The organism is Mesobacillus maritimus, assembly GCF_044803185.1.
Lineage (GTDB): Bacteria > Bacillota > Bacilli > Bacillales > Cytobacillaceae > Mesobacillus_B > Mesobacillus_B maritimus_B.
Window position 1 is genome coordinate 1,703,678 of sequence record NZ_CP085225.1, and the last position, 26,186, is coordinate 1,729,863.

Below are 26,186 nucleotides of genomic sequence, written 5' to 3' on the forward strand. Positions count from 1 at the left end.
AAATTGGCCGTTTAATTACGGTGGGACAAGTGGGCTTTAAAAGTCAAATGAAATATCACTTAGAACCAAGTGGGGATCTGTACGTTTTATATGAAAGTTTACAAGGGATTTTTCTTTGAATGAAAACAAGGGAAAAAGGTAGGAGGAGTTCATCATGATTGAATACTTTAAAAGGAGAAAAGCCTGGAAGCAAGAAATAGTTCAACGAGTGCGGGAGGATAAGGCAAAGCATAAAGAAAGAAAGCAAGAAATGGCTGGTTTGCCTAAATCAGAACGAAAAGAAGCGATTAAAAGCGATAAACTTTTGCAAAAGGAACAGAAACAACAAAGAAAAGATGAACTAAAATCATTGAGCCGTAAAGAAAGAAAAGCAGCGAAAAAAGAAACGAAAATGTACAAAAAAATAAAAAATCGACCAAGACGAATCACGGGCTGGTCTGTCGTTGCTCTACTGATACTAACTGCTGGAGTAACTGTAGGACCAACCGTTTCTAGCCTCGTTGGAAACATAACTGGAAAACATATTACAATTAACACAACAAGTGCAGGAGGTGTCAAAGCCAGAGAAGCAGCTGATGTTATCGCAGAAGAAATTGCTAATGAAGGAATCGTTTTATTAAAAAATGATAATAACTCACTTCCCCTTGCAGATAAAAAAATCAATGTATTTGGTTCTACTGCCTTTAGTTTTAAATATGGTGGGGGTGGTTCTGGTGCTTCAGACCAATCTCGTGCTGTAAATTTATTTGATGCACTTAAGAATGCGGGGATTGCTTATAATCAGGAATTATATGACTACTATACAGGATTGCCAGAGCTACAAGAGGTAACAGGTCAGTCTGATACTGGACTTGTTCAAGTCGTTAAAGGAATGTTAAGTGGTGAAGAGGTATCTGGAGAACCAGATGTAACAAAGGCTGCATTAAATCAAGCGAAAGAGTACTCTGAAAATGCGATGATTATTATACAAAGTGAAGCTGTGGAAGCATCAGATGTAAGTAGCGATCAATTAAAGTTATCAGATGAAATGCATGATTTAATTGAAAAAGTAGCTGAGAATTTTAGTAATGTGACAATCATTGTAAATGCCGGAAACACATTAGAGTTAGGGTTTGTGGATGAATATCCAAGTATTCAATCGGTTCTTTGGGTTGGAACCCCTGGGCCATTTGGAACGAATTCACTTGCAAAAATATTATCAGGTGAATTAAATCCTTCTGGCCGCATTACTGATACCTATGTCTATGATGTTGACTCCTCGCCAGCGAGTGAAAATTTCGGGGACTATAAATATGAGAATTTAGATAAAGCTTACCTTAATTATGAAGAAGGAATTTATGTAGGATATAGATTCTATGAGACGTATTATCAAGGAAATGAAGAAGGATACAAACAAACTGTTCAATATCCTTTCGGTTCTGGTCTGAGTTATACAACATTTGATTGGAATATAGTTCATTCAAAGTTAAATAATGAATCTATTGAATTACAAGTTGAAGTGAAAAATACTGGTGAAGTAGCTGGTAAGGATGTGGTTCAAGTGTACTACTCTGCTCCTTACACACCGGGTGGAATTGAAAAGTCTGCCATTAACTTAGCTGCATTTGCAAAAACGAAGTCACTAGAGCCAGGAGAGTCTGAGGTATTAACGATTAAGTATGATACAAGAGATATGGCTTCTTACGATATGGCAAATGAGAACTATATTTTAGAAAAAGGAACATACCAAATTAAACTTGGTAAAAATGTCCATGTAATGGACAGTACACTAAATTTGGATTTACCTGAAGATATTGTGTACAAAACAGATGCTGATACAGGGACAGAATACAAAAATCGTTTTACTCAATCAGAAAACGAATTAACCATTCTTTCTCGTAACGATTGGGAAGGAACATACCCATCAGATCAGGATGATTCAAAAGTTGCGACAGATAAAGTGATTGAAAGAGTTGAAGGACATGAATTCCATGACAAAGTGGAAATGCCAACAACAGGTACTGACAATGGACTCAAATTAGAAGATTTAAAAGGATTAGATTATGATGACCCTAAGTGGGATGAATTCTTAGACCAATTAACTGTTGATCAAATGATCGATTATGTAACAGAAGGTGCTTATCACACAAGAGAAATTGATGAACTTGGAATTCCGAATACAGTTTTATTGGATGGACCCGCAGGATTTAATTTCTTCTTTAAGAAGTTTGAAGCAGGTGCATACCCAACTGAAATCGTCATTGCATCCACTTGGAATAAAGATTTAGCCTACGAGATGGGTGAAGTGATTGGAAAAGAAGCAAAAGCATACGGAATTCACGGATGGTACGCTCCAGCTCTTAATATTCACCGTACAGCACAAGGCGGTAGAAACTTTGAGTATATGTCAGAAGACCCTGTATTAAACGGTAGCATTGGTGGGAATTTGTCGAAAGGTGCTCAGGACCAAGGTGTGATCGTATTCATGAAACACTTTATCATGAATGAGCAAGAAACAAATGCGCGCTCCGGGTTACTAGTATGGTCGAATGAACAAGCCATGCGAGAAATACACTTGCGTCCTTTCGAAATGACGGTAAAAGAGGCTGGAGTAACGGGTGCCATGTCTAGTTTCTCTTACATTGATGGAAAATGGGCAAATCCAGAATTATTAAATGGAATGCTAAGAGATGAGTGGGGATTTGAAGGAGTAGTATCTTCAGATGCGGTGTTCGGATTCATGGAACCACAAAAAGCCATCACATCTGGTAATGATTTAATGTTAGATATTTTATCGGTTACGAAGAACAAAAAACTTTTAGAAGAAGCATATGATGAGCATCCAGAAGCGATTACAGTCGGACTGCGAAATAGCATGCATAACTCACTATATGCAACTCTAAAAACGTACCTTTTTAACTAAACCTATTTTGATATATTGAGAGAAGGCGGTCTAAGTTCGCCTTCTTACTATTTTTTAAAAAAGAGTGGCGGTGTACTATGAAATATAAAGACTTAATTAAACAAATGACTTTAGAAGAGAAAGCTTCCCTCATGTCTGGACAAAACTTTTGGAATACAAAGGCAATAGAACGTCTTGGGATTCCTTCCATTATGCTAACCGATGGACCACATGGACTTCGTAAACAAGGCGGGAAGGCTGATCACCTTGGATTAAACAAAAGTTTACCAGCAACTTGTTACCCAACAGCAGCAACGCTAGCAAATAGTTGGGATAAGTCACTTGTATATAACGTAGGACAAGATATTGGTAAGGAAGCTCGCAGTGAAAAAGTAAGTGTCTTGCTTGGACCGGGTTTAAATATTAAACGGAATCCACTATGTGGGCGTAATTTCGAATATTTCTCTGAAGATCCCTACCTAACTGGTGAACTAGCTAGTGAAATGGTAAAGGGAATTCAGTCTAATGGGATTTCAGCTTGCCCTAAACATTACGCAGTCAATAGTCAAGAACATATGCGAATGACCATTGATGAAATTGTCGATGAACGGTCACTCAGAGAAATTTATTTAACAGGATTTGAAAAAGTTGTAAAAAAAAGTAATCCGTATACGATGATGTCTTCTTATAATAAGGTAAATGGTGAATTTGCAAATGAAAATCAACATTTGGCTAATGACATTTTGTATTCTGAATGGGGATTTGACGGCGTTGTTGTAACGGACTGGGGAGGAAATAATGACCGTGTTGCCGGGTTAAAAGCTCATAATCAGTTAGAAATGCCATCTACTAACGGAATTACAGATAAAGAAATTGTTGATGCAATCAATGCAGGAACACTAGATGAATCCATATTAGATGAAGCCGTAGAACAATTGCTGAGTCTTATCTATAAAGTGCGTTTAGATGATAAAGAATCAGTGCAAGTTGATTACGAAGACCATCACAACAAAGCAGTGGAAGCAGCGCTTCAATCGATCGTACTTCTTAAGAATGAAAATAGTATTCTTCCACTAAAAGCGGGAACTAATGTAGCGGTTATTGGTGATTTTGCTAAAAACCCAAGATATCAAGGTGCAGGGAGTTCATTAATTAATCCTTATAAATTAAGTAATTCTTTGGATCGTTTACAAAAGTCTTCTTTAAATATTGCAGGCTACGCACAAGGATTCAAACGTATGGGAACCAAGAGCAGCAAATTAGTGCAAGAAGCAACGAGTCTTGCCAAATCCGCTGAAGTAGTGCTTTTGTTTATTGGTCTTGATGAAAGCAAAGAAGCAGAAGGGGTAGATAGAGAAGATTTAACACTAGCTCAAAATCAGTTAGAACTTGTTGAATCTTTAGCTAAGGTAAATAAAAATATTATTGTTGTATTATCTGGTGGAGGAGCCCTTGAATTACCATTTGCAGATAAGGTACAAGCAATTCTACACACGTATCTTTCTGGACAAGGCGGGGGTGAAGCTGTCGTTGATCTATTGCTTGGAAAATCCAATCCAAGTGGTAAATTAAGTGAAACATTCCCTTTTTCGTACACCGATGTTCCATCCTCCACGTACTACCCTGGACATCAAGCAACTAGTGAACATAGAGAAGGGCTATTCATAGGTTATAGATATTATGAAACGGCAAATGTACCTGTGCGTTATCCATTTGGATATGGGCTATCTTATACTACATTTAAGTACAGTGATATGGTGATAGACGGCTTAAATGTAAGTTTTCATTTGACAAATACAGGTGAAATTGCTGGGGCAGAGATTGCTCAATTGTATATTGAAAAGGTAGATTCGGTCATTTTCCGTTCTAAAAAAGAATTGAAAGGTTTTCATAAAGTCTACTTGGAACCAGGTGAAACGAAGCAAGTGACTTTAGCATTGACAGAACGAGATTTCTCTTACTATAATCCTGAAATCAAGAATTGGGAGGTTGAATCAGGGAATTACAAGATTCAAATAGGCAGTTCCATTCAAAAGATTCATTTAGAGGAAACTCTTAAGATGGACGGTGTTTCTCCGTCTATATTCTTAAAAAGTGAATATCCACACTATGCATTGGCTAACGTAAAGCAAATCCCTGATTTAGAATTTGAAAAGATTTTAGGGAGAAAACTTCCCCCTAAAAACTGGGATCGTCATAAAGATTTAGGAATGAATGACACGATTAATCAAGCGCAGTATAAAAACTGGATAGGAAAATTGCTCTATCGTTCGATTATGTTCTTCCATTTCTACTTTAAAAAGATTGGAAAACCATTAACGGCTAACAACGTGTACTTTGTTATTAACATGCCATTTAGGCAGATTGACCGCTTTACAGGTGGGAAAGTAAGTAAAAAGAATGTTGAGAGATTGCTAAGGTGGATCAATCAATAGGGCTGTTTTGGGGTCATTCCCCCGTTGGAGTAAAGCGTTACTTCAGTGGGGGAATGACCATTTTTTAGGATTCCGTCACTAGAAAAGAGTCACAAAACATGGGGACGATCTGTCCACATAAATACATATTTTTCATCGCTACCAGCCTATTAAAAAATTATAAGATAAAGAAATGCTGTCAATGCCATGACATTTAAATCATCAGCCACAGTGAATCATTTATATTAAAATCAACAAGTATTAAAAAATTGCGTAAAGCCACATTCTTTCTCTCCCTTACTTCGACTCCCGAATGGGACCTGAGAACCGTCCCCATGTCTTCTGTGGTCAAGACTCTTAAAGAGGGAGAATAAGTACTATTTTTTGATACAATTGACTAAAGATCCAATATTTTTCCTAATAAATACAACAAGAACCTACAAAAGCTCATGGGTTTTGTAGGTATTTACTTGGTTCGTAATTTAATTTTTCTTCTAGTTTAAAGAGAATAAATTAAAATTAATAGTAATAATATGGAAAACCTACACGTACACCGGTTTATTTTCATGAGAAAATTTTACAAATAGAAAGTGCCAGACACCATCCATAATCTGGATGGCGCCTGGCACTTTTTTGATTTACATCTCTGGTGTTTATGAGACCTATGCTAATGGATCAACGTACCTTTTATGAGACATGAGAACCATCCCCATGTCATCATGAGCAACTTAATTTTTTTAATTTGTTAAATATTCTAACATTTACATTGTATTTATATTAGTTACTTCATATAATAAAAGAGTGAACAGTCACTCTCTTTTAAGAAACACTATAAAAATAATTAACAGGAGGTCAATATGGGGAAACAAAGAGTTGCGGTAATAGGAGTTGGATCGGTTGGGAGTATGACATTATGGCAATTGGCAAAAAGAGGGATTGAAGTAGTTGGGTTTGAACAATTTGGAATTGCACATGATCGTTCAGCGGTTGGCGGAGAATCAAGGATGTTCAGAACGGCTTATATGGAAGGTGCCGATTACGTCCCATTGCTTAAAAAGTCGCGTGAATTATATAAGCAGTTAGAGTCCGAAACAGGGCAGGACTTACTGAATCTTAATGGTGGGCTCATGATTGGACCAGAGGATTCTTATAAAATGAAGAACGTTGTCAAAAGTGTAATCGACTTTGATATTGGTCATGAGATTTTAGATAGTACTCAAGCCACCCACCGCTACCCACAGCACAAGTTTTTTGACAATGAAATCATCGTTCTTGATAAGGAAGCTGGAGCTATTCGACCGGAGTTGGCCGTTTTTTCTGCAGCGGAACGGGCCGAAGCACTAGGTGCAACCATACACCGTCATACAGAGGTCGATAATATACGGGAATTAGATGACAAAGTTCAAGTAACAGCAAATGGTCAAGTCTATGACTTTGACCAAGTTATTATCACGGCAGGTCCGTGGACCACCAAGTTTTATCCTCAACTTAAGAATCATTTAACCCCAAGAAAAATTGTAATGACATGGTACCCAACCCATCAATTAGAAAATTATAAACCTGAAAAATTCCCGGTATTCGGAAGAATCTGTGAAGGTATTAGTATCTTTGGTGTCCCTACCTTAGAAGGGAGTATGGTGAAGATTGGAAGTATTGATACATTTGGAGATATAGAAGATCCAAGTCTTCTGCACCGTGATATTTCCCTTTCGGAACTAAAAGGGATTAATGGAGCGGTAGCTAAGTATTTTACCGAATTGAAACCAGACCCTGTAAGAATTAGTGTCCACATGGATGGGTATACAACAGACGAACATCCTGTGGTTGGAGCAGTTCCCAATTTAAATAGAACGTACATCATGGGAGGCTATTCTGGTCACGGATTCAAGCTTGCTCCAGTGATGGGGAAAATTGCGGCAGACCTTTTAGTGGATGGAAAAACAGACTTTTCGATTGACCACTTTAATCCAAATCGTTTTAGTCAATCTCAGATTTTATCAAATTAGTAAAGTAAAAATTTATCAGAATTGAGGGATATGGATGAAAAAAGGATTATTATTCATTTCACTGCTAATAATGGCCTTGTTTTTAGGGGCATGTGGAAATAATGACCAAGCCTCTGGGGAAGGCGGAGAAAAGACATATGAATTGAAGTTTGGAGGCATTATGCCCGAAGATCACCCTACAACGATTGCGATGAAAAAAATAGCAAAAGATGTGGAAGAGCAAACCGATGGCCGAATCAAAATCAAGGTTTTTCCAGCAAGTCAATTAGGGGATTATACCTTAATGTATGAGGAAATCAGTAAAGGAACTTTAGATATGGGGTTAATGTCTAACCCATCTCATCTAGATAGCCGTCAGGAAATGGTTCTCTTACCCTACCTTTTCAAAGATTATGCCCAAGCGGAAGAACAATTTAAATTGGACTCTTTTGTTGGGAAAACACTACAAGAAATTGATAACGAACAGAATATTCAATTACTAGGATTTTATGCTCAAGGCTTTGGAGGTCTAGGATCAAAAAATGAAGTAAAGGATCCATTGAACTTCAGCACTAATAAAGGGGTATTGCTTCGTGTTCCTGGAATGGATACGTTTATTAAAAACGCGGAGGATCTAGGATTTAATACCGTGCCACTGCCATATGCAGACCTGTACACAGCCCTTCAAGCAGGAACGGTAGAGGGGTGGGTTGGCGGACACCCACAAGTGAACTATATGCAATTTAGGGATGTTATTAATTATTACTATCAATATAATAACTTCTTTGAGGCACACAACTTGTATATCAATAAAGACCTGTGGAATAGTTTTACAGAAGAAGACCGTGAATTATTCCAAACATTAGCGGATGAAATGACAGCCTATAGCTTTGAGACTGCTGAACAACTTGAAGTGGAGTACAGGGCAAAGCTTAAGGAAGAAGGAATTGAAGTCATTGAGTTCACGGATGAAGAATTACAGACACTTGCTGAATATTCACGTGAAAACTCTTGGTCAGTTGCTGAAGAGACGATTGGGAAGGACTTATTAGAGGAATTGTTATCAGCGTTAGATGAATAATCGATGAAGGGGGGAAGCGTATGAATATCGTCCATACTATTTGGAGTTCCCTCCTAGTAATCCAGAGGGGAATCATGATTCTCTCAAGCTCCTTAATCTTACTAGGACTTGGAGTTACCGTTGTTTTACGATATGTCTTCCAAACCGGTTTACACGGTTTGGAAGAGTTAATCATCATTCCTGCCTTTTGGATGTACTTTATAGGGGCTGCTTATGGAACATATAAAAAAGAGCATATTACTGCAGATATTTTAAGTGTGTATCTAAAAGGTGAGAAAAAAAGGTTATGGCTGAAAGTAATCATCTCACTCATTAATTGCTCACTCATTTCAATTTTTGCCTTTTGGAGTATAGAGTATATCATCTGGAGCATAAACAGCGGAGCCCATTCGAATGTGTGGAAGTATCCAATGTATATTCCTCAGAGCTCCATCCTCGTAGGATTTGGATTAATGACACTATATACTTTCGTTGATTTAGTGAAGGGTATTGTTAACCTCTATCGCTACAAAACTTAATGAAAATGAGGAGAATTGTATGGCCATAAATTTATTGATTGCTTTAACTATATTGATCGTTTTATTACTAATCGGTGTTCCTGTTGTCTTTACTTTTTTGGCATCAACCGTGTATCTCATTTTCTCCTTAGACTATGATCCTAGTTTTCTAGTGCCTTATGGTTTTGGAGAATTGAATGCACCTGTCTTATTAGCGATTCCGTTGTTTATTATTGCAGGAAGTTTAATGGAAAAAGGCGGTATAGGGAAAGTCATCATTGAATGGACGGAACAATTTGTCGGAAGAATCAAAGGAGGACTTGGGGTCGTAGCCGTCGTCTCATGTGCCATTTTTGGAGCAGTCTCCGGCAGTGCCTTAGCAGCCCTGAGTACAATTGGTTCGATAATGTTTAAACGGCTTGATGAACAAGGGTATCCACGGGGGTATGTTGCTGCGCTCATCTCTAACTCTTCGATTCTGGGGTTATTGATTCCACCGAGCGGCATCATGATTTTATATGCATGGATAGGAAATCAATCTGTATTGGCTAGTTTCCTCTCTACCGTCATCCCTGGAATTATCATGATTATTTTACTTAGTATTATTAATCTTTTTTATATGAGAAACAAGCCGCTTAAAATGTCCGATGCTTCCGTCAATATGACACTTGTCCAAAAAACAAAGCGCTTTGGAATCAAAACCTATGTTGCGATTCCTGGATTGATTATGCCTATCATTGTCTTGGGTGGAATTTATGGAGGGATCATGACCGTGACGGAAGCAGCTGCAGTTGCTGCTTTATACGCCATTCCAGTTGGATTCTGGGTCTATAAAGGGTTAAGTGTTTCGAATATTAAAGAAGTATTAATTAAAGCGGCAACGACAACCGGTGTCATCATGGTCATGCTGTATGCCATTACCATTTTAAGCAGGATGTATGTGATGGAAGATGTACCTGGAATCATGACCGACCTTTTATTTTCGGTATCTGAGAATCCTTTAATCTTACTAATCATGATCAATGTCTTCATGTTGATTATTGGGATGCTGATGGATGATATCAGTGGGGTCTTGTTGGTTACCCCAATCTTGCTGCCAGTTGTCATGAATATGGGGATTGATCCTATCCACTTTGCTGCCATACTGGCCGTCAACCTTGGGATGGGCAATGTAACACCACCAACTGCTCCATTATTGTATTTTGGAGGGAACTTAGCGAAGGCGCCAATCAATGAAATGTTGAAACCTACTTTTATCATTTTATTATTTGCATGGCTTCCAACTTTAATTATCACCACTTACGTACCCGAAGTTTCCCTATTCTTGCCTCAATTGATTTTAGGTAAATAAAGAATCTAGGAAAAGGGGGTTATTAAATGGATGCAGAAGTAGCTGTCATTGGCGTAGGTACAATGGGGAGCATGGCGATGTGGCAATTAGCACGGAGAGGAGTTTCGGTTGTCGGTTTTGAACAATTCGGTATCGGACATGATCGATCTGCTGCTGGTGGGGAATCGCGAGCCTTTAGGACAGCTTACCTAGAGGGTTCCGAATATGTTCCTCTTCTGCAAGAAGCAAAGAATCAGTGGGTAGAATTGGAAAAGGATTCAGGCAGTCATTTATTGACTTTGAATGGCGGTTTAATGATTGGCAATGAAACCAACCCTTCGATGAGAAATATCCTTCAATGCATAAAAGAATTTAAGCTTGACCACGAAGTTTTAGAAGGAGAATCGGCTCGTAAACGATATCCACAGCACCCTTTGCGCTCAGGAGAGTTGATGGTTCTCGATAAACAAGCGGGTTTTATAAAGCCTGAGCTGTCCGTACTTGCTGCAGCTAGAAAAGCAGAGGAGCTAGGGAGTAAGATTTACAGATATTCGAGGGTAGAGTCGGTAAGTACCCATGCAGGTGGGGTTACGGTCGTAGCCAACAATCAAACGTATTTATTTGAGAAAGTTGTCATTACCGCCGGGCCGTGGCTGGATTATGTATTACCCAACTATAAAGAGAACTTTGAGGTTAACAGATTGCTATTGGCCTGGTTTGCAGCGAAAGATATTAATCTGTTTACTCCTGAACGTTTTCCAATCTTCGTAAGATTAAATGATGAAATTAACCTTTTCGGTGTCCCGACATTGGATGGAAATATGGTGAAACTTGCTCCTGTCACAGGACATGGAGACGGGTTGATACAGGACCCGGACAACGTAGACCGGAATGTAAGAGTTGAGGATCTTAAAAGCCTGATAGACGGGGTTGCCAAGTACCTTCCAGACATAATCCCAGAACCGATTCGGGTGTCTGCCTATATGGATGGGTTTACGACCGACCATCATCCCGTTGTCGGCTTTGCTCCTGAACATGAAAATGTAGTTGTCTTAGGAGGATTTTCGGGCCATGGTTTTAAAATGGCACCTGTTATGGGGAAAATCGCTGCGGACCTGGTTATCAATGGACGTACACAACATCATATTCAGCATTTGAACCCGAATCGATTTACCAGTGCAAAGATTTAAGAATTTTTATATGAATTGGGTTTACTCTATCAGAAAAATAAATCATTAACTAAATGAATAAGCAGGAAAATTATCCCTTTGGCACGAAAATAAAAACCGTCAAAGGGATAAATTGCTATAGGAGATGACTACACTGTTAAACACGTTTGAAAAATTACCTAGGGAAAAGCAAATAAAAATTCTAGACGCAGCAGCAGAGGCTTTTGCAAGTAAAGGGTACTATGGTTCAGGAATTAAGGAAATTTGCGAGAGAGCGAATATCTCCAATGGTGCGTTGTATAAATACTTTTTAAATAAGGAAGAGCTGTTTATGGCTGTTTTGGATCGGTGTCAACAAATCATGGTGGAATACTTGTATGAAAAGCATACGAAAATTGAAAGTTCGATCTTACATACAATAGAAGAATATTTAAAAGAAATCGCTGATATTTGCGAAAAATTTCCATCCTACCTTACTGTTTATGCAAATTTGGGGGCACCCCACATGGAAAAGTTTTCAGAGCGGTTCTCAGAACGGTTTAAGGAATCGGGGAAGTATATCTATGATATGGTGAGTGAAGCAAAAAACAGAGGCGAAGTAATTGAGGAAGTTGATGAAAGAGCTTTAGGATTTTTAATTGATAATCAATTTATCCTTTTTCTCTACTCGATGTTATCTGATTACCACGAAAAACGATTTCGGTCGTTTATGACAATCGAAGATGAAATCGAACTGACTACTGAAATGAAAATCGCTTTTATCCTGGATTCTTTAAAGGCTTTTTTTAAATAAACTTAGCAGTTTCTAAAAAGGAGAGCGTTTGCCAGGTGGTAGTGTCTTGAGACAATTTTAGGCTGAGGAAACCTCTAAAAGAAGACAGATATTTTGAGGGAGTGAGCTTATGCATTATGATGTCATCATCATTGGTGCCGGTTCCATGGGAATGGCGGCTGGCTATTATTTATCTAAAAGCGGAAAAAAGGTTTTATTACTCGATTCACATCATCCTCCGCATACGGAAGGGTCTCACCATGGTGAAACAAGAATTATTCGTCACGCATACGGGGAAGGGGAACATTATGCCGCATTGTCCTTAAGGGCTCAAGAGTTATGGGATGAGTTGCAAAAATTAACGGACAAAAAAATGTTTTTACAAACGGGTGTCTTAACTGTAGGGGCAAGTGAATCTGATTTTATCCACAATATCTTGAAGAGTGCTGAGAATCATTCGTTGCCTGTTGAAAAACTAAGCTCATCTGAAATCAATCATAGATGGGAAGGTTTTTCTGTACCTAAGGAGCTGATGGGGTGTTACGAGAAAAACTCAGGCGTCTTATTTACTGATGCTAGCATTGAGGTTTACCGAGATTTAGCTATTGAAAATGGTGCGAATCTAAAGGTAAGTACGAAGGTACAATTCGTAACGCCAGAAGATGATATCGTCTATGTTGAGACCGAAAAGGGTTCTTATTCAGCTGATTCATTAATTGTCACGGCTGGGAAAGGAACGCCCAAGATTCTGCCTTCCTTAGAGATGGAACTACCATTGCAATTGGTGAGAAAAACATACTCTTGGTTTGAATCGGAAGAAGGTCTATATCATTCCAATTATTTTCCGGCTTTTGCCTTTGAACTTGAAAACGAATTATTTTACGGTTTCCCAAGTATCGATGGAGCTGGAGTCAAAATTGGGCGCCATGATGGAGGTCAGCCGTTAACCTTAGATGATAGTTTGAAAGATTTCGGAGACTATCCAGAAGATAAAGGAGATGTAGCAAGGTTTGCAGCTACGTACTTTTCAGCGGACTTAGAACATAAAGTAGGAAAGACATGTACCTATACAAACACTCCAGATGGCGATTTTATTATCGATCATCATCCGCAGCATCAGAATGTCATCCTAGCATGTGGATTTTCAGGGCATGGATTTAAGTTTAGTAGTGTTGTAGGAGAAATCCTTTGTCAACTCATCACAGAGGGGAAAACGGAGTATGATTTGAATCGATTTTCAATGGATCGGTTTTCTAAAGCAAATGTCGAAAAATAACAGTGCACCGGTTATTGTTGAAAATCAAAATATTTATGCTTTTTCGAAAAAAATTCTATACTATATTGCTAGAATATTTGGTGCCAGGAACCTTGCAGAATATGGGAGGTTCCTGGCACTATTTTTCTTTTAACTACCATCAGTGTAAGAACTCACAGTGGCTTGTTACAAGTAAGCTCCAACCGTCCCTATGTGTTCCTATTCATTGTACTGATCTTCAGGAAGAATGCCATTTTTATACGAATGAACTGGACGCCCAGTTTCATACGAATGTTTAGGACGACTGTTTTCATAGGAATGAGGAGGGCGGTTGGCTTTCTTATACTCCAGAGCAGGTGCAAATTCTGTAACTTGCTGTCCCTTCGTTTTTTGCTCTAATGCGAAGCCCATTCCAAGAATTTTGGCATCATCCCAAGCGCGTCCGACCAGCTGCATGGAGACAGTGTATCCGTGGGTATTCGTTCCCACTGGTAAAACCACAGTTGGTAGACCAACACTGGAAGTTAAAACACCGGTGGCCCTGTCTGCTGTCAATTGGTTAATCGAACTGTCATTGTTGTACATATCGCTGATGAATCCAGGGTATACGACAGCATCAACATCATATTCATCCATCCATTCAGCAATGATTTCTTTATAATTAGCACGATAGGCGAACCAAGCATCCACTTGCTCTTCGGTCATTCGATCCGTATATCTAAGTGTACGCTGATTGTATGGCAAGACAAGTGGGGAAGCTAGCAGCTCATCTCCATCGGCATACGGGAAATCTTCGTGAAGTTCAATGTAGCGTGCCCAGCCTTCTTCGTTTTTGCTTCCTCCTGGAGAATTCCCACCACCAGGTGGTTTGGACATTTCCACCATCGTTCCGCCGGCGGCCTCGATATCAGCAAAATGGCTTTTCACGGCTTCTCCTGTATCATCATCGGCATAGCTAGAAACAAACGAGCTAGAGATATACCCGATTCTTTTTCCTTCTAGTGAATTTTCATCCAAATAATCTCTCCAATCATCGGGACGATATTTGTCAGCATCCTTTGTCGTTTCATCAAGTGGATCTGTTCCGGTTGTTACATTGAGTAAATACGCAAGATCGGTTACTGTACGGGCGATTGGCCCAGCATAGTCTTGGCCCCAAGTTAAAGGCATTACACCGGTTGAGCTGGCCATTCCATCCGTTCCTCGGAACGTGGTTAAGCTAGCCCCCACAGTTGGAGCATAAAGGGATACCCCTGTTTGACTTCCCATTCCTCCAGCTGCCATACTCGTTGCAACAGCGACTGCAGAACCTCCACTGGAACCAAACGATGTTTTCGAAGGGAATAGCGCGTTCCAAACTTGTCCCCAACCACTCTCGCTGTATCCGCCTGAATTCGCAAACTCAGACATATTGGCCTTTCCAATCAGAACAGCACCGGCCTCTCTTAATTTTTGGACCTGGAATGCATCGGTTTTAGGTTGCCAATTTTCAAGGGCAAGTGTTCCATTTGTGGTTGGCATGTCCTTTGTATCAAAAAGATCTTTTATGGCCATTGGGATGCCGAGAAGTTCACCACTAGCCCCTTTTTTTCGTGCTTTGTCTGCAGCTTTAGCTTGCTTCATAGCATCGTCGGCTACATGAATAAATGCATTAAACCCAAAAGGTCCATTATCGTACACCGCTATTCGGTCAAGGTAAGCTCGTGTAATCTCTTCTGAAGTCGTGATTCCAGCTTCCATATCTGCTTGCAATTCGGCAATGGTTTTATTTGTTACGTCATAGCTTGAAGTTGTATAGGGTTCCACCGATTTTGCAGGAGCTGGAATATGCAAACTCGCCACACTTGCACAATCACTTGATTTAAAGCCTAGTAGATTTTCAACATCCCAGTTTTCTAGTGTACAAATCTCTTCTTTAGACAAATCAGAGAAATCTGGATTGGTGTTGAAGTCTTCAAGTTTTTCAACTGTAGAAGAGATCGATTCCGTACCAGTATCACCGACAAAAACAAACCGTGCAAGAGACTCTGTCTCACCAGGTTCGATAGTTAAAGAATTTATATATCCATGGAAATTCGCTTCATGTCCTGCAGTAGCCATTGGGGTTTCGAATGGATTCCGTTCTTGGTTACCAGTTCCTGTTATTGCTCCCTTGAATGGAGCCGGAGTTCCTAAAATTACACCTACTGGTCGGTCCCTTTGATCAGGAGTTGCTATCAATGTCCACGCATCTTCCGGAGTGATGAGATCGTCTCCATCCGAGGTAGCCTTAATCGTCCCTTGTTCTGTTCCTGAACCATATCCAAGCGCCCCACCAAACGAAACATCAAGTGTAATTGGTTTCTTTGTGGTGTTTGTAAAAGTATCGAAGAATCTTGTAAAGTTTTCATCTTCTTCGACCTTCACTTCTCGTGTAACAAGTACGCCACCGAGATCAACTGATTGAGTGGTTTCGAACGTATCCTCGCCATCAAACTCTAGACCAAAACCGCGCATCATCTGTCCGTTAAAAAGGGGTTCAGGGGTTGTTGAAACTTGAACAAAGATGTTTCCAAACCCTTGAATGGGGGACTGACTAACCGTTCTTAAGCTCCCCGTGTCTAGTCCTGGAGCTGCAGCGTCATGAATTTCCCAAGTTGCGTTATTTTCAGAAGGGAGATTGGTGAGGGCTGAAACAGAACCAAGTGGCATAATCCCGCCGACCAACGATCCTAGCACAACGACTCCTGAAAGGAATATTTTCTTTCTTCGTGAGTTTTTGCTATTACTTTTTTGAATAAATTGTTGTAACCGTTTGGCCAATTATTTTTTTCCTCCTTTAAAATCAGTTCAATATAAAACGATGCTATGGATATCCTTAGGTGAGTACTAGAGTTAACAAACCGGTGCAAAAAGGCACCTTCAAAAACCTTAGGAAAACTACTAATTTATATCCCATCACTCCTTATCCTTTCTTGTGTAATTACGTTGATTATGTATCTATATAGCTGTAAATCTACTTTCATAATATCTAGAAGAATTACTAGAAACCTTCTTTTTGGAACTAAATCTTACAAGGTTTTCGCTACTTTTATTATCTGTCTACAATATCGGATTGCTGAGAGTTACAGAGAGAGGGGCGGCCATTGTGCTGGAATGAGGGGATTGACTTCAGGTTTTTTTGGGGGGGGGCTGGAGTAATAGGGTAAATTTGGATAAATAAAACAACCTTTACCCTGTCCTCCCTTTTCTCTATCTAAAGAGTGAAGGGAGGTGAGGAACAAATGGCACAAGCAATGTTGAAGGATATTCCTTATATACGAGAGTTACAAAAATGAAAGAAGCGACATAATAATCGATATTAGTTATTGTAAACAGTTTCTGGCACCCTGCTCTAATGGAAGAGTTTCATTAAAAAAAGTAAACAACTTTATGTTGCTTACTTTTTTTAATGTTAAAACAAATATTATAAATTTCAAAAACTATTTTTTTGAAAGCGTTACAACTATTATGTAGAAACAGAAGTAGTAAAGGAGGAAACTTTCATGGAACCAGCAAGAAAATTGGAAACGCTTCAACATGAAGAGGAAAAAAAGGGGTTTCTTACAAAATTCAAACAATTAAAGGTAGGGGTCATCCCGTTACCACTATATTTAGTATTAGCGGCAATTGTTTATGGTGCATCTGTTTATAATCAACTACCTCCAGACATGATTGGAGGATTTGCGGTTATTATGGTACTTGGGATTTTACTAGGGGACCTGGGGATGAAGATTCCTATACTAAAAGATATTGGCGGCCCTGCAATATTAGCTCTATTAGTTCCATCTGTTCTTGTATTTTATAACATCTTTAATCCGGCTTCGATGGAAGCGGTGACAACATTAATGAAAACGTCTAACTTTCTCTATTTGTATATTTCTGTTTTAGTAGCTGGGAGTATCCTGGGAATGAATCGCAGAGTCTTGATTCAAGGTTTTTCAAAAATGTTTATTCCACTTGTTCTCGGAACGATCGCATCGATTGTTGTTGGTATATCAGTTGGAGCACTTTTTGGATATGAAATGAAGCACACTTTCTTCTATATCATTGTTCCGATTATTGGCGGAGGAGTGGGTGAAGGAATTCTACCATTATCACTAGCATTCGGGGGGTGACAGGCACTCAACTTAAAATGGGCCAGTACGCTAATGGCCCGGATATCGGTCAAACGTTGTGACAAGTCACACAGTGACTTGTCACATCATTTGAATTAACACAGTTTTGTCTTTGCTTTTATTTTACTAAAACCACTTTACCATCTGGCGATTGTAGTCACATCATTATTACCTGGCCCTGGTATTCTAAGGGTTTTTCCCAGGTATCTTACTTCAAAACGGTAATATAAATCCCTTCGACTTGGTTCTGAACCGATAATAAGTTTCCAAACTACTCTTGTTGGAACTCCATAAATAGGTATTGTATATTCACCTGGGAATACGAGTTGGCCAGCAGGCATAGGAATCGTTGTATTTAATACTTCGTTTCCGAATACAAGTGCCCGAATTTTCAATTCCGTACCTCCTGGCAGAATTTCACCACGTAGTACGATTCCCTCTTCGACCCCCGGAATAACAGGAATGTTCACATCAAATGGTGTCGGTGTTGTAGCGTCATCTACAACATCGGTATCTGTTTGCCAAAGAGCTCTTCCATTAGGATCATAAATTACCACATTTCTATCATCCTGTACGACCATCCAGGCTACTCTTTTCCCATCTGTTCCAGTGTTAAATAGCGCGTTACCTTCCCCATAAATGACAAAATTTCCATCATCTTGGAGTATTGCCGAATCGACGTTTCTCCCGTAAGTTCCGCTTGACCAAAATGCTCGATTATCTGATAGTCGATAAAGAACCAGGTTTCCGTCTTCCTGCATTATAAATTTATACCTTCCGTTTGGCGACATGAGATATTCTCCTGGAAAAAGCCTATCTCCCGGACGTAATCTATCACCCTTGTTTGTTTGCCTTAATGTCCACTGTTCGCCTGCTTGATACCCAATGTGTTGCCCCGTTAATTGTCTTATTTGATGTATATCATACATATTAAATTGTGGGAATTGCTGGCAATAGATAGGATTCACGGATAGACTGTTAAATCCATTTTGGTTATAGTAGTTCCGATTATCAAAGCTACTATTGCAATAAGGACACCGCTGAAAATACTGATTATGGTAATTATACATACTTTTTATTCTCCTCCCCCAGATCAAACCGAACCAATTCGTATTTATGCTATGACAAAATTCCATGGATGGAGTTTGTACGATTTAAATCAACGAGAAAAGGGACGGGTTTCGAATATGTTAATTCAATACCGAACCCTGTTAGCAAATTAGCCATTGTGAAAAGGGTGGTTAAATCTTAAAGCTGATTTTAATGCAGAAAAACTGTTTCATACGATTAAACAGCTAAGGAATTCTGCATCAATCTCACCCACAAAGCCCCTGGAATTTTGGGGTCAATCCCACTAGTCTTGCACGGTAGTAATTAATTTGAATTTATTCAAATATTTTACATTCAATTTTCTCTTCGTGAAGAAAAAAGGAGAATGGGGTCTTATTATGACCTTGTTCCCTTTTTCTTTTCTAATAGTTACCTAATTTTCTTGGGTTTTTTCTTTCTTCTTTTTTCTTAACTTCTTTTACTAGGGCGACGTTACCAAATGCTGGTGCCTTTTTTTCGGTTGAAATGGGAATTTTTTGTCTTCCTTTAGATTTTCTCTTCTTTTTTGGTCGTAACCCCTTCTTAAAAGAGCTAACAGATTTATAAAGATAGGTTTGTAAAAGCCGAAAGAATTCCCAGGGTGTCTTTTCGGACTTGGTTTGTAATTTAACAATAAGGGACAGCCCGTAGGCGATTAGAGCTAAAAACATTTGATTCCAGATACCTTGGGGTTTCGTACTCCAGATCTTTGTTAATTTTAAATGCTGTTTAATCCATTTGAAGAACAATTCGATAATCCAGCGATTACGGTAAATTTCCATTACTTGTTGGTCGGTTAGATCGAACCTAGTTGTTAATATCCTATAGCTTCGCTCTTCTTTATCTACAAACTCAACGCATCTGAGAGGTATTTTAGATATGCCGTATAATACTTTGGCATCTTTAATGACCGAGGGGTATGTAGGTTCGTATTCTTCCAATGTATATAATCGAAGAGCCTTCGTTATCCGAACCACAAATGAAATCTCCTTCTCTTGCCAATCCATGAGATTCTTCTTAGAAGGATAACCGCGGTCCATTACGTAAGTAGAATCTGTTTCTTCAACTAAAATATCTGAGCTCTCAAAATCACTCACCGTTCCAGTTGAAGGCACTATTTTGTCCGGATATGCGATATCTGGCGAAACAACAACCAATCTAGTATGTATTTTAACCGCATTATGGCCTTTTGAAATAAAAGCCCAATCACACAATTGTTCGGGTAATCTAATCTCAGTGGAATCAACAATTTTTAAGCGTCCTATCCCATTTGGCAATCCTTTTTTATATTGTGTTAGTCTATTAATCTTCTGAACAACTTTCACAAAAAGCTTTTGAACCCATTCTGTTGGTAAATCATTGATACGGCGGCTTAACTGAGAACCGCTTATATCAGTAATACCAATCTCCTTACATAGTTTTGGATAAGCATCTAGCTTTTCTGTCATATGAGAATATGAGCTCCATTGATCTAGTTGAGCAGCGACAAATATCTTGAGTAAAGATTTCGAAGAAAGCTTATACTTCCCGTAATCAATTAAAGGACAGTCAAAGTCCTCTGTCGGAAGCAGAGACAAGCATTGACAAATAAGTAGTTCACGGCCTATACTTTTATTACTCAATTGGAAAAACTCCTTTGTAGAAGACTTGTTTGTTTAGGGAACAAAACAAGGTCAACAACTTCTACAATAGGAGTTTTTTTATTGTGCATAAATACATTTTATTGAAAATATGTGAATATTTTCAAACAATGCAACGCCAGTGGGACTGACCCCATTTTTGTTTCATCACTCAAATGAAGTCAGTCGAAGAAAGTGTAGACAAGCTGCAGGAGCAAGGGGATTTAATTACTTGGCGGAACAATCATCAATGGCAAAACTGCATGTCTTATCGATGAATTGTTGTAAAAAGGGCGGATTCTTGGAGATTTCATTTACAATGTTTCAATGCTCAAGTTTATAAACAAGCAAGAAATGAAGGAACATGAATCTAACTCAGGGAATGGCTAAACTATATTTTAAGTAACTCTTCCAAAATGCACTATGTGGAAATAAAATGATATAATTATAGATTGAAGAATATGCAGTTAGTTTTTATAAAATTTATAAAATTATTTCTGATTATTTGATTTAAAGGGATGCTGTAGGGGGAAATTGATGAATGAAAGCAAATAGAAGCCGTTGTGATCAAAGCTTGGAAGCTAGGGGATTTCAGGGAATGGCTCAAAGAGCTTTTAACACCATCGTACAAAAATACTTAGATAATGGAACATTAGTGCTTGGGGATAAAGAGTGTAAAAAGCTTATCGATGGAAATCTTGGGTATGCTGAATATAAGCTAAATAATCCAAATACAATTAAAGAAGAATTCCGTGAGAAATATGGCAGACACGAATTTTTTGTTGCGCATAGTAGAGTTTCTAGCGGTCACTTTATGGAAAGTGATTTTGTAATAGAGGGCCAGGGTAAGTACGCTATACAGGTAAATGATCGACGAGAAATAGGTAAGGGAAGCATGGAGAGGTGGAGGGACACTGAGTCAAAGATTCTAGAGCATTTAATTACGATATTTGATTCTCAATACACTGATAACGAAGGTTGGATTAAATTGTACACGGATAGAGAACCTTGTTTAAGTTGTGACCATCACATTATTGAGTTTACCCGCCTGTTTCCGCGTATAGAACTTACAATTTATTATGAATATCCGTATAATATAGTCTAAAGGGGTGATTTTTTTATGGATTATAAGGGCAACTTTATTTCCACTATGAAAGAAGACAAGGAAAACCACAAACGCCCACTTCATCATAAGAAAAAGAAAACGATTCCGCCAAGGGTAGAAAGTATTTTAGAACCTAAACCCCAAGAGATACCGCCTAGAACACCAGGGATTCTTGATGATTTCCTTTACACTCGCTCACGTGAATCTGTAGATAAAGACATAAGAGAAAGTTGGGAAAACCTTCAAGCCAAGTATGGTGACCCTTCTGTTTCAACTGATATGATTTTAGAAGACTTATTTAAATGGATGAATGTAAGCAAAGCAAACAGGCGCTTTGTTTATAACAAACTGTTAGAGTTAACTAACTCTGCAAAAGAATCTAGAGGAAAGATCGAAACGATAGAGTATCTGAGTAATCAAATTGAACGGATTAAAGAAATGTAGAAGGCTTGTGGGGAAAACGGATTTCCCTACAAGCTTTTTTGTTGTGTTCCTAATGGCAAACACAATTAAGATTTATTAAATAGGACAAAATATGTTCATTCTATTAATGAATCTAAAGTCCAATAGAATAAATTTACTTTTAAAATACGTTCCAATTACATTGAAAAGATGGCCTAGGAGTGGTTAAATGGGATCTGAATTTAGTAAGGAGTTTGATTATTCAAGAGAGGCTAGTGACCTTCTTGAAAGTCTTTTGGTTCAAAGAAAAGAAAGATTCCTTGAGGTATATGAGAAAGCACTCGATTTTGTAAAGCAAGATAGAAGAATCTATTTAGATGAGAAGAGGAGCAAGCTTCAGCAAGGAAAGGGTATACGTATGAATAGAAAACAGCTTTTAGAAAAGTGGGACAGACAAAAGCTTTCCTTTTTTCAAAGGTCCATAGATATTGACATGCATCCTTCACAGTCAGAATTCCTCTTTTATATTGTTGAAAGGGACATTAGAAAACAAATAAAGAATCTATATGAGGAGAAGGGGCGCCCTTTTGATCAGAAACTAGCACATGAATTTTTCCGGCAAAAGCCGCTAATGCCTTCTGAGAATGATCCTGATTTTCTGGAATACAAATACATAAGCAATCCAGAATATTCATTGTATATTGATTCAGACCCCTATCTAGTTTGGATGGGAAAAGACGAAATATATATCCGTGATGATAAAGGCAAACTTGTTAGAACTGAGGATGGAACTGATATATTAACTAGAAATACAGACACCTATGTTGTCGTACAGCGATTTTACAACGGTTTCTATTGGACGGTGTCCACTTATGAAGCCATCGATGATAGAGATGAGAGAAAGAACCAAGTTATTAAAGAAATGATCGATGTTATCGCCCAAAAAGAAGGGGCAAAGACGATTGAGCAAATAAGCAAGGAATTGTATGAATATATGTGGTTAACTCCTTTAGAGGTAAAGTCTCTTCTGACTGCAGCCGCTTTACAATATGTAGATGGGTATAGTAACCAAATTGAAGAAGCACTTAAAGAAAAGGATTATGAAAAATCCCGTAGTGGTAGTGTTCAGGAAGAATTTTCAAACCCTTTTTATAGATTCTATTTATAAGCTGGTATTAGAAAGACGCCAGACTAAGCACGTTGTACTTAGGATGAGACCACCCTTTTCTAGCTACTTGTTGTCATCATACATTGTAGAAAAGCAGGGGGACGTACTCTGCTTTTCTACATAGATTTACAGAAGCTATGGCTTGCGAGGAAGCGTAGGGATGTAGCTACGCTTCAATTATTTTTGCTTGTGAAACATTAATGTGAAACGAGATTATTCGGGTAGTGCACAGGCACCGAATCTTAATTTTTCATAGCTAAATACCTAAAGTCGTATTCTTGAATAAAATCTACCGTTCCTAGGGTTGCGCTAGGCACCCATACCTAAGAGGGTGTTTTCGAGCCCGACTATCGGTATCTTTAGGTAAAATCGAGTTAAATTAAGAAACGATAGAACACTCACAAATGTTGATTTATCAATGTTTGCGAGTGTTTTTTGTTTTGTGGGAAAAAGGATGAAAAGGGTGGGATTTGAAATGATTTTACACATTTTTTACACAAGAAAATACCTGAAACACATAATGCTTTTGTGAACTGTTATGTTAGGAAAGGAAAACTTAATTATAACTTCTAAGAAATGTAACATTGATTTCTTAGAAAGAGGATAGGTAAATAATAAAAAATGATGGATTTATTCAGTTAATTCGATATTATGATATTAGGAAGTGCTTGTCGCTTGGTGTTGTTTTACCTTTCATTATTCTTATTTTCCGATTAACATTTGAAATATATTTTCATATCACTAATTTTCATGGGGAGTCCGTTTATGAAAACTATCTATCATTGGATTGCTGTAGTTATTTTACCTTTATTTGGTTTGGCTGCAAGTTTATTTACACAATTTTTTGCTGGAACTATAGAAGATATTTCTATTGGATTAATCGCTTTCATATTATTTGTATTTTTAGAGATAATTGCACTTATAATACTTTTCCATAATGAAAAATTTGAACGAGTCGAATTGTTACATGTAAAGGACTTAGAACAAAAAAAAGATCAAATAAATGAAATAAAGCTTGAACTTGCTAAAAGAGAACAGGATTTACGAGAACACACTCGAGGATTGTGGCGTGAATTTGGGGTTCTTAATCGAATTAAGCAAAGTGAGATGATTTATGAAACGTTGGAAAATTTCACAAAAGCAAATTCCTCGGTAATTGCTGTTCAAAGATATAGTTACTTCATTCAACGTAATAAAGATGTAACTAGAATAAAAATTCAGCATCAAGAAGGATATGCAATGGAGGGCATTAATCAGAATGCTTTGTTGCAGCAATATTTTGAATTACCATCTGATTTATTGAAAAGATATGAAAAAGCAGTCTTATTATATAGAAAAACTACTGATGATGACTCAGACGAAGAAATTGTTAAGTTATCTATTGAATTATTACAAAAACTCAGTAAAATCCCACCGGGGAATGCATCAGTAGAAAACGCAATTGAGTTTGCGTTTTACCAAATATTGTTAGACCTGACAAACTTACAAGCACAACTAAGAATGAGTAGTTTGGAAAGAATAATTGATGAGTTAAATTCCTTGTCTCGAACAGGTATATTGAGAGGGATCATTTACGACAAACCTCTTTATGAATTTAATTACTCAAGTAAAAGCGATGTAAAAAATGGCAAAGAAGAAAGGAAGTACTTAACAATTAAGTTAAAGTTGTCAGACGGAACTCAGAGTATTTTTGTTCTCACTTTAGAGAACAGGGGCATAGAGACTGAAGTTGGTAACTTGTCTGCGGAGTTAATTAATATTCTGACCAGTAAGCAAATAGCTGTTGAAGAAGGTTTACAAAGGGTTTATAATTAAGTTATGTAAGGAGGTTGTATCATGGAGAAGACTGTTGTAGTTAAAGAATCGCGTGGTAAAACAACCCTCGAGAAGTTTATGGAGCTAAGTAAAAGTTTAGGGCTTGATGTTGAATTGAGAAAGGCCCCCCTTTCACCTAATGATCCTCATTATTCAAGAGCAATCCCACTTAATTGGGAAGATATTGCTGGTAAGAGATACAATAGTAGATAAATATAAGATATGTATTTTTTACAATAAGAAAAAGAAAAGAAAGGATAAGTACATACTTCCTTTTTTCGTATTTCTAAAAATAATTACTAATAAAGTAGGTCTTCTTAAACCAATTCAGGTTGTAAATAAAATATGGTAATAATGAATTTAATTAGCTACTACATTGTTAGGAATACTATGAAAGATGCCAGTGTTACCGCACCGACACCTTTCATATATCATAAACCTCATCAATTTCGAATTCAACTGAGCTTATATATTCTCAAAAGTTTCAATCGTCTGTTTCTCCTCTTCCTCCCGCGGTTCCTAGAGCACGGGAGAAACATGGGGAGAAACATGGGGACGGTTCGTCTGTCCCACATAAATACATATTTTTCATCACTAACCAGAAAATAAGAAATACTACCAATTCCATGACATTTAAATCATTAGCCACAGTGAATCATTTATATTAGAAGTAATAAGTATTAAAAAAATGCTTAAAGCCACACTCTTTCTCCCCCCCCTTTACTTCGACTCCCAAATAGGACCTGAGAACCGTCCCACATAAATACATATTTTTCATCGCTATCCAGCCAACAAAAAATTTATAAAGTAAAGAAATGATACCAATGCCATGACTTTTAAAATCATTAGCCACAGTGAATTATTTATATTAAAAGTAATAAGTATTAAAAAAATGAGTAAAGCCTCACTCATTCTCCTCCTTTACTTCGACCCCAGAATGGGACCTGAGAACCGTCCCCATGTTTCACATCGCTACAAAAAAATATAAAATAAAGAAATGCTACCAATGCCATGACATTTAATCATCAGCCACAGTGAATCATTTATATTAAAAATAATAAGTATTAAAAAAATGCGTAAAGCCACACTCCTTCTCCCACTTTACTTCGACTCCCGTATGGGGACCTGAGAACCGTCCCCGTGTCTCAATAAACGTAGAAAAGAAATTTTAAGTTTTCTTTCATATGCAGCTTTAAGTATAGGTAACAATCCCTTATCAAAAATAAAGTTTGGGAATGGGGGGTTAATAATAAAATTAAATGAATTTTGGAATCAAGATTCACTTAGTCCAAAACAAATTTATGAAGCCTGATTTCTCTAGAGTGTCGATTTTAAATAAAGATAAAGTATGGCGAACAGTGCCTAGTCACTGTTCGCCATTTAATTAGAAAACGGGATAATTTTCTCAAGTTCCTTACCTTATGTTTCCCTTCACATCCATCTAAATAAAAATCAATTAATACGGCAA

17 protein-coding genes and 1 pseudogene are annotated in these 26,186 nt (G+C 37.9%); 15 read left to right on the plus strand and 3 right to left on the minus strand.

Annotated elements, in window-relative coordinates; genetic code table 11:
- The first annotated feature begins 154 nt into the window (after positions 1-154).
- The 9 genes from LG336_RS08125 (at position 155) to solA (LG336_RS08165) (ending at position 13,405) form a co-directional block, all read left to right on the plus strand.
- The gene (locus LG336_RS08125; RefSeq protein ID WP_404332069.1) at positions 155-2,902 is read left to right on the plus strand and encodes a glycoside hydrolase family 3 N-terminal domain-containing protein; all 2,748 of its coding nucleotides are present in this window, start codon (positions 155-157) and stop codon (positions 2,900-2,902) included.
- Positions 2,903-2,979: 77 nt separating this feature from the next.
- Positions 2,980-5,316: a glycoside hydrolase family 3 C-terminal domain-containing protein gene (locus tag LG336_RS08130; RefSeq protein WP_404332070.1), complete on the plus strand. Its 2,337-nt coding sequence runs from the start codon at positions 2,980-2,982 to the stop codon at positions 5,314-5,316.
- 836 nt (positions 5,317-6,152) lie between these two features.
- Positions 6,153-7,301 carry an N-methyl-L-tryptophan oxidase gene (gene solA, locus LG336_RS08135; RefSeq protein WP_404332071.1) on the plus strand — a complete coding sequence of 383 codons (1,149 nt, stop codon included), beginning with the start codon at positions 6,153-6,155 and terminating at the stop codon, positions 7,299-7,301.
- 34 nt (positions 7,302-7,335) lie between these two features.
- A complete protein-coding gene (gene dctP, locus LG336_RS08140) occupies positions 7,336-8,361 on the plus strand; it encodes a TRAP transporter substrate-binding protein DctP (RefSeq protein WP_404332072.1) in 1,026 nt (341 codons plus the stop codon).
- A 20-nt stretch (positions 8,362-8,381) separates the two neighbouring features.
- A complete protein-coding gene (locus LG336_RS08145) occupies positions 8,382-8,879 on the plus strand; it encodes a TRAP transporter small permease (RefSeq protein ID WP_404332073.1) in 498 nt (165 codons plus the stop codon).
- Positions 8,880-8,898: 19 nt separating this feature from the next.
- On the plus strand, positions 8,899-10,209 hold the full coding sequence (locus LG336_RS08150; protein WP_404332074.1) for a TRAP transporter large permease: 1,311 nt from the start codon (positions 8,899-8,901) through the stop codon (positions 10,207-10,209).
- 26 nt (positions 10,210-10,235) lie between these two features.
- On the plus strand, positions 10,236-11,378 hold the full coding sequence (gene solA, locus LG336_RS08155) for an N-methyl-L-tryptophan oxidase (RefSeq protein WP_404332075.1): 1,143 nt from the start codon (positions 10,236-10,238) through the stop codon (positions 11,376-11,378).
- 124 nt (positions 11,379-11,502) lie between these two features.
- Positions 11,503-12,150 (plus strand): TetR/AcrR family transcriptional regulator, encoded by a 648-nt coding sequence (locus LG336_RS08160; RefSeq protein WP_404332076.1) that lies wholly within the window; start codon positions 11,503-11,505, stop codon positions 12,148-12,150.
- A gap of 109 nt (positions 12,151-12,259) precedes the next feature.
- Complete coding sequence (solA, locus tag LG336_RS08165; RefSeq protein WP_404332077.1) at positions 12,260-13,405, plus strand: N-methyl-L-tryptophan oxidase; 1,146 nt, start codon at positions 12,260-12,262, stop codon at positions 13,403-13,405.
- A 198-nt stretch (positions 13,406-13,603) separates the two neighbouring features.
- On the opposite strand, the gene LG336_RS08170 is transcribed toward solA (LG336_RS08165), so the two are convergent.
- Positions 13,604-16,186 carry an amidase gene (locus LG336_RS08170; RefSeq protein WP_404332078.1) on the minus strand — a complete coding sequence of 861 codons (2,583 nt, stop codon included), beginning with the start codon at positions 16,184-16,186 and terminating at the stop codon, positions 13,604-13,606.
- Between the two features lie 722 nt (positions 16,187-16,908).
- Between LG336_RS08170 and LG336_RS08175 the strand changes: the two are divergent.
- Positions 16,909-17,511: pseudogene (locus LG336_RS08175) on the plus strand (2-hydroxycarboxylate transporter family protein); the annotation flags it as partial.
- 146 nt (positions 17,512-17,657) lie between these two features.
- Here LG336_RS08175 and LG336_RS08180 read toward each other — a convergent pair.
- Positions 17,658-18,590 carry a hypothetical protein gene (locus LG336_RS08180; RefSeq protein WP_404332079.1) on the minus strand — a complete coding sequence of 311 codons (933 nt, stop codon included), beginning with the start codon at positions 18,588-18,590 and terminating at the stop codon, positions 17,658-17,660.
- Between the two features lie 402 nt (positions 18,591-18,992).
- Positions 18,993-20,231: an IS4 family transposase gene (locus tag LG336_RS08185; RefSeq protein ID WP_404332080.1), complete on the minus strand. Its 1,239-nt coding sequence runs from the start codon at positions 20,229-20,231 to the stop codon at positions 18,993-18,995.
- A 538-nt stretch (positions 20,232-20,769) separates the two neighbouring features.
- Between LG336_RS08185 and LG336_RS08190 the strand changes: the two genes are divergently transcribed.
- The 5 genes from LG336_RS08190 to LG336_RS08210 all read left to right on the plus strand — a co-directional run bounded on the left by LG336_RS08190 (position 20,770) and on the right by LG336_RS08210 (position 24,931).
- On the plus strand, positions 20,770-21,333 hold the full coding sequence (locus tag LG336_RS08190) for a deaminase domain-containing protein (RefSeq protein WP_404332082.1): 564 nt from the start codon (positions 20,770-20,772) through the stop codon (positions 21,331-21,333).
- A gap of 15 nt (positions 21,334-21,348) precedes the next feature.
- A complete protein-coding gene (locus tag LG336_RS08195; protein ID WP_404332083.1) occupies positions 21,349-21,777 on the plus strand; it encodes a hypothetical protein in 429 nt (142 codons plus the stop codon).
- 187 nt (positions 21,778-21,964) lie between these two features.
- Entirely contained in the window at positions 21,965-22,903 is a 939-nt protein-coding gene (locus LG336_RS08200) for a hypothetical protein (RefSeq protein ID WP_404332084.1), read from the plus strand.
- Between the two features lie 765 nt (positions 22,904-23,668).
- Positions 23,669-24,718 (plus strand): hypothetical protein, encoded by a 1,050-nt coding sequence (locus LG336_RS08205; protein ID WP_404332085.1) that lies wholly within the window; start codon positions 23,669-23,671, stop codon positions 24,716-24,718.
- A gap of 21 nt (positions 24,719-24,739) precedes the next feature.
- Positions 24,740-24,931: a hypothetical protein gene (locus tag LG336_RS08210; protein WP_404332086.1), complete on the plus strand. Its 192-nt coding sequence runs from the start codon at positions 24,740-24,742 to the stop codon at positions 24,929-24,931.
- Positions 24,932-26,186 lie beyond the last annotated feature (1,255 nt).

Excerpts from the sequence above, each read along its gene's own strand:
- LG336_RS08205 (WP_404332085.1), top strand. The coding sequence starts at position 23,669 with ATGAAAACTATCTATCATTGGATTGCTGTAGTTATTTTACCTTTATTT.
- solA (WP_404332075.1), top strand. The coding sequence starts at position 10,236 with ATGGATGCAGAAGTAGCTGTCATTGGCGTAGGTACAATGGGGAGCATG.
- LG336_RS08125 (WP_404332069.1), top strand. The coding sequence starts at position 155 with ATGATTGAATACTTTAAAAGGAGAAAAGCCTGGAAGCAAGAAATAGTT.
- LG336_RS08210 (WP_404332086.1), top strand. The coding sequence starts at position 24,740 with ATGGAGAAGACTGTTGTAGTTAAAGAATCGCGTGGTAAAACAACCCTC.
- dctP (WP_404332072.1), top strand. The coding sequence starts at position 7,336 with ATGAAAAAAGGATTATTATTCATTTCACTGCTAATAATGGCCTTGTTT.
- solA (WP_404332077.1), top strand. The coding sequence starts at position 12,260 with ATGCATTATGATGTCATCATCATTGGTGCCGGTTCCATGGGAATGGCG.
- LG336_RS08200 (WP_404332084.1), top strand. The coding sequence starts at position 21,965 with ATGGGATCTGAATTTAGTAAGGAGTTTGATTATTCAAGAGAGGCTAGT.
- LG336_RS08130 (WP_404332070.1), top strand. The coding sequence starts at position 2,980 with ATGAAATATAAAGACTTAATTAAACAAATGACTTTAGAAGAGAAAGCT.
- solA (WP_404332071.1), top strand. The coding sequence starts at position 6,153 with ATGGGGAAACAAAGAGTTGCGGTAATAGGAGTTGGATCGGTTGGGAGT.
- LG336_RS08190 (WP_404332082.1), top strand. The coding sequence starts at position 20,770 with ATGAAAGCAAATAGAAGCCGTTGTGATCAAAGCTTGGAAGCTAGGGGA.
- LG336_RS08150 (WP_404332074.1), top strand. The coding sequence starts at position 8,899 with ATGGCCATAAATTTATTGATTGCTTTAACTATATTGATCGTTTTATTA.
- LG336_RS08180 (WP_404332079.1), bottom strand. The coding sequence starts at position 18,590 with ATGTATAATTACCATAATCAGTATTTTCAGCGGTGTCCTTATTGCAAT.
- LG336_RS08145 (WP_404332073.1), top strand. The coding sequence starts at position 8,382 with ATGAATATCGTCCATACTATTTGGAGTTCCCTCCTAGTAATCCAGAGG.
- LG336_RS08160 (WP_404332076.1), top strand. The coding sequence starts at position 11,503 with ATGACTACACTGTTAAACACGTTTGAAAAATTACCTAGGGAAAAGCAA.
- LG336_RS08195 (WP_404332083.1), top strand. The coding sequence starts at position 21,349 with ATGGATTATAAGGGCAACTTTATTTCCACTATGAAAGAAGACAAGGAA.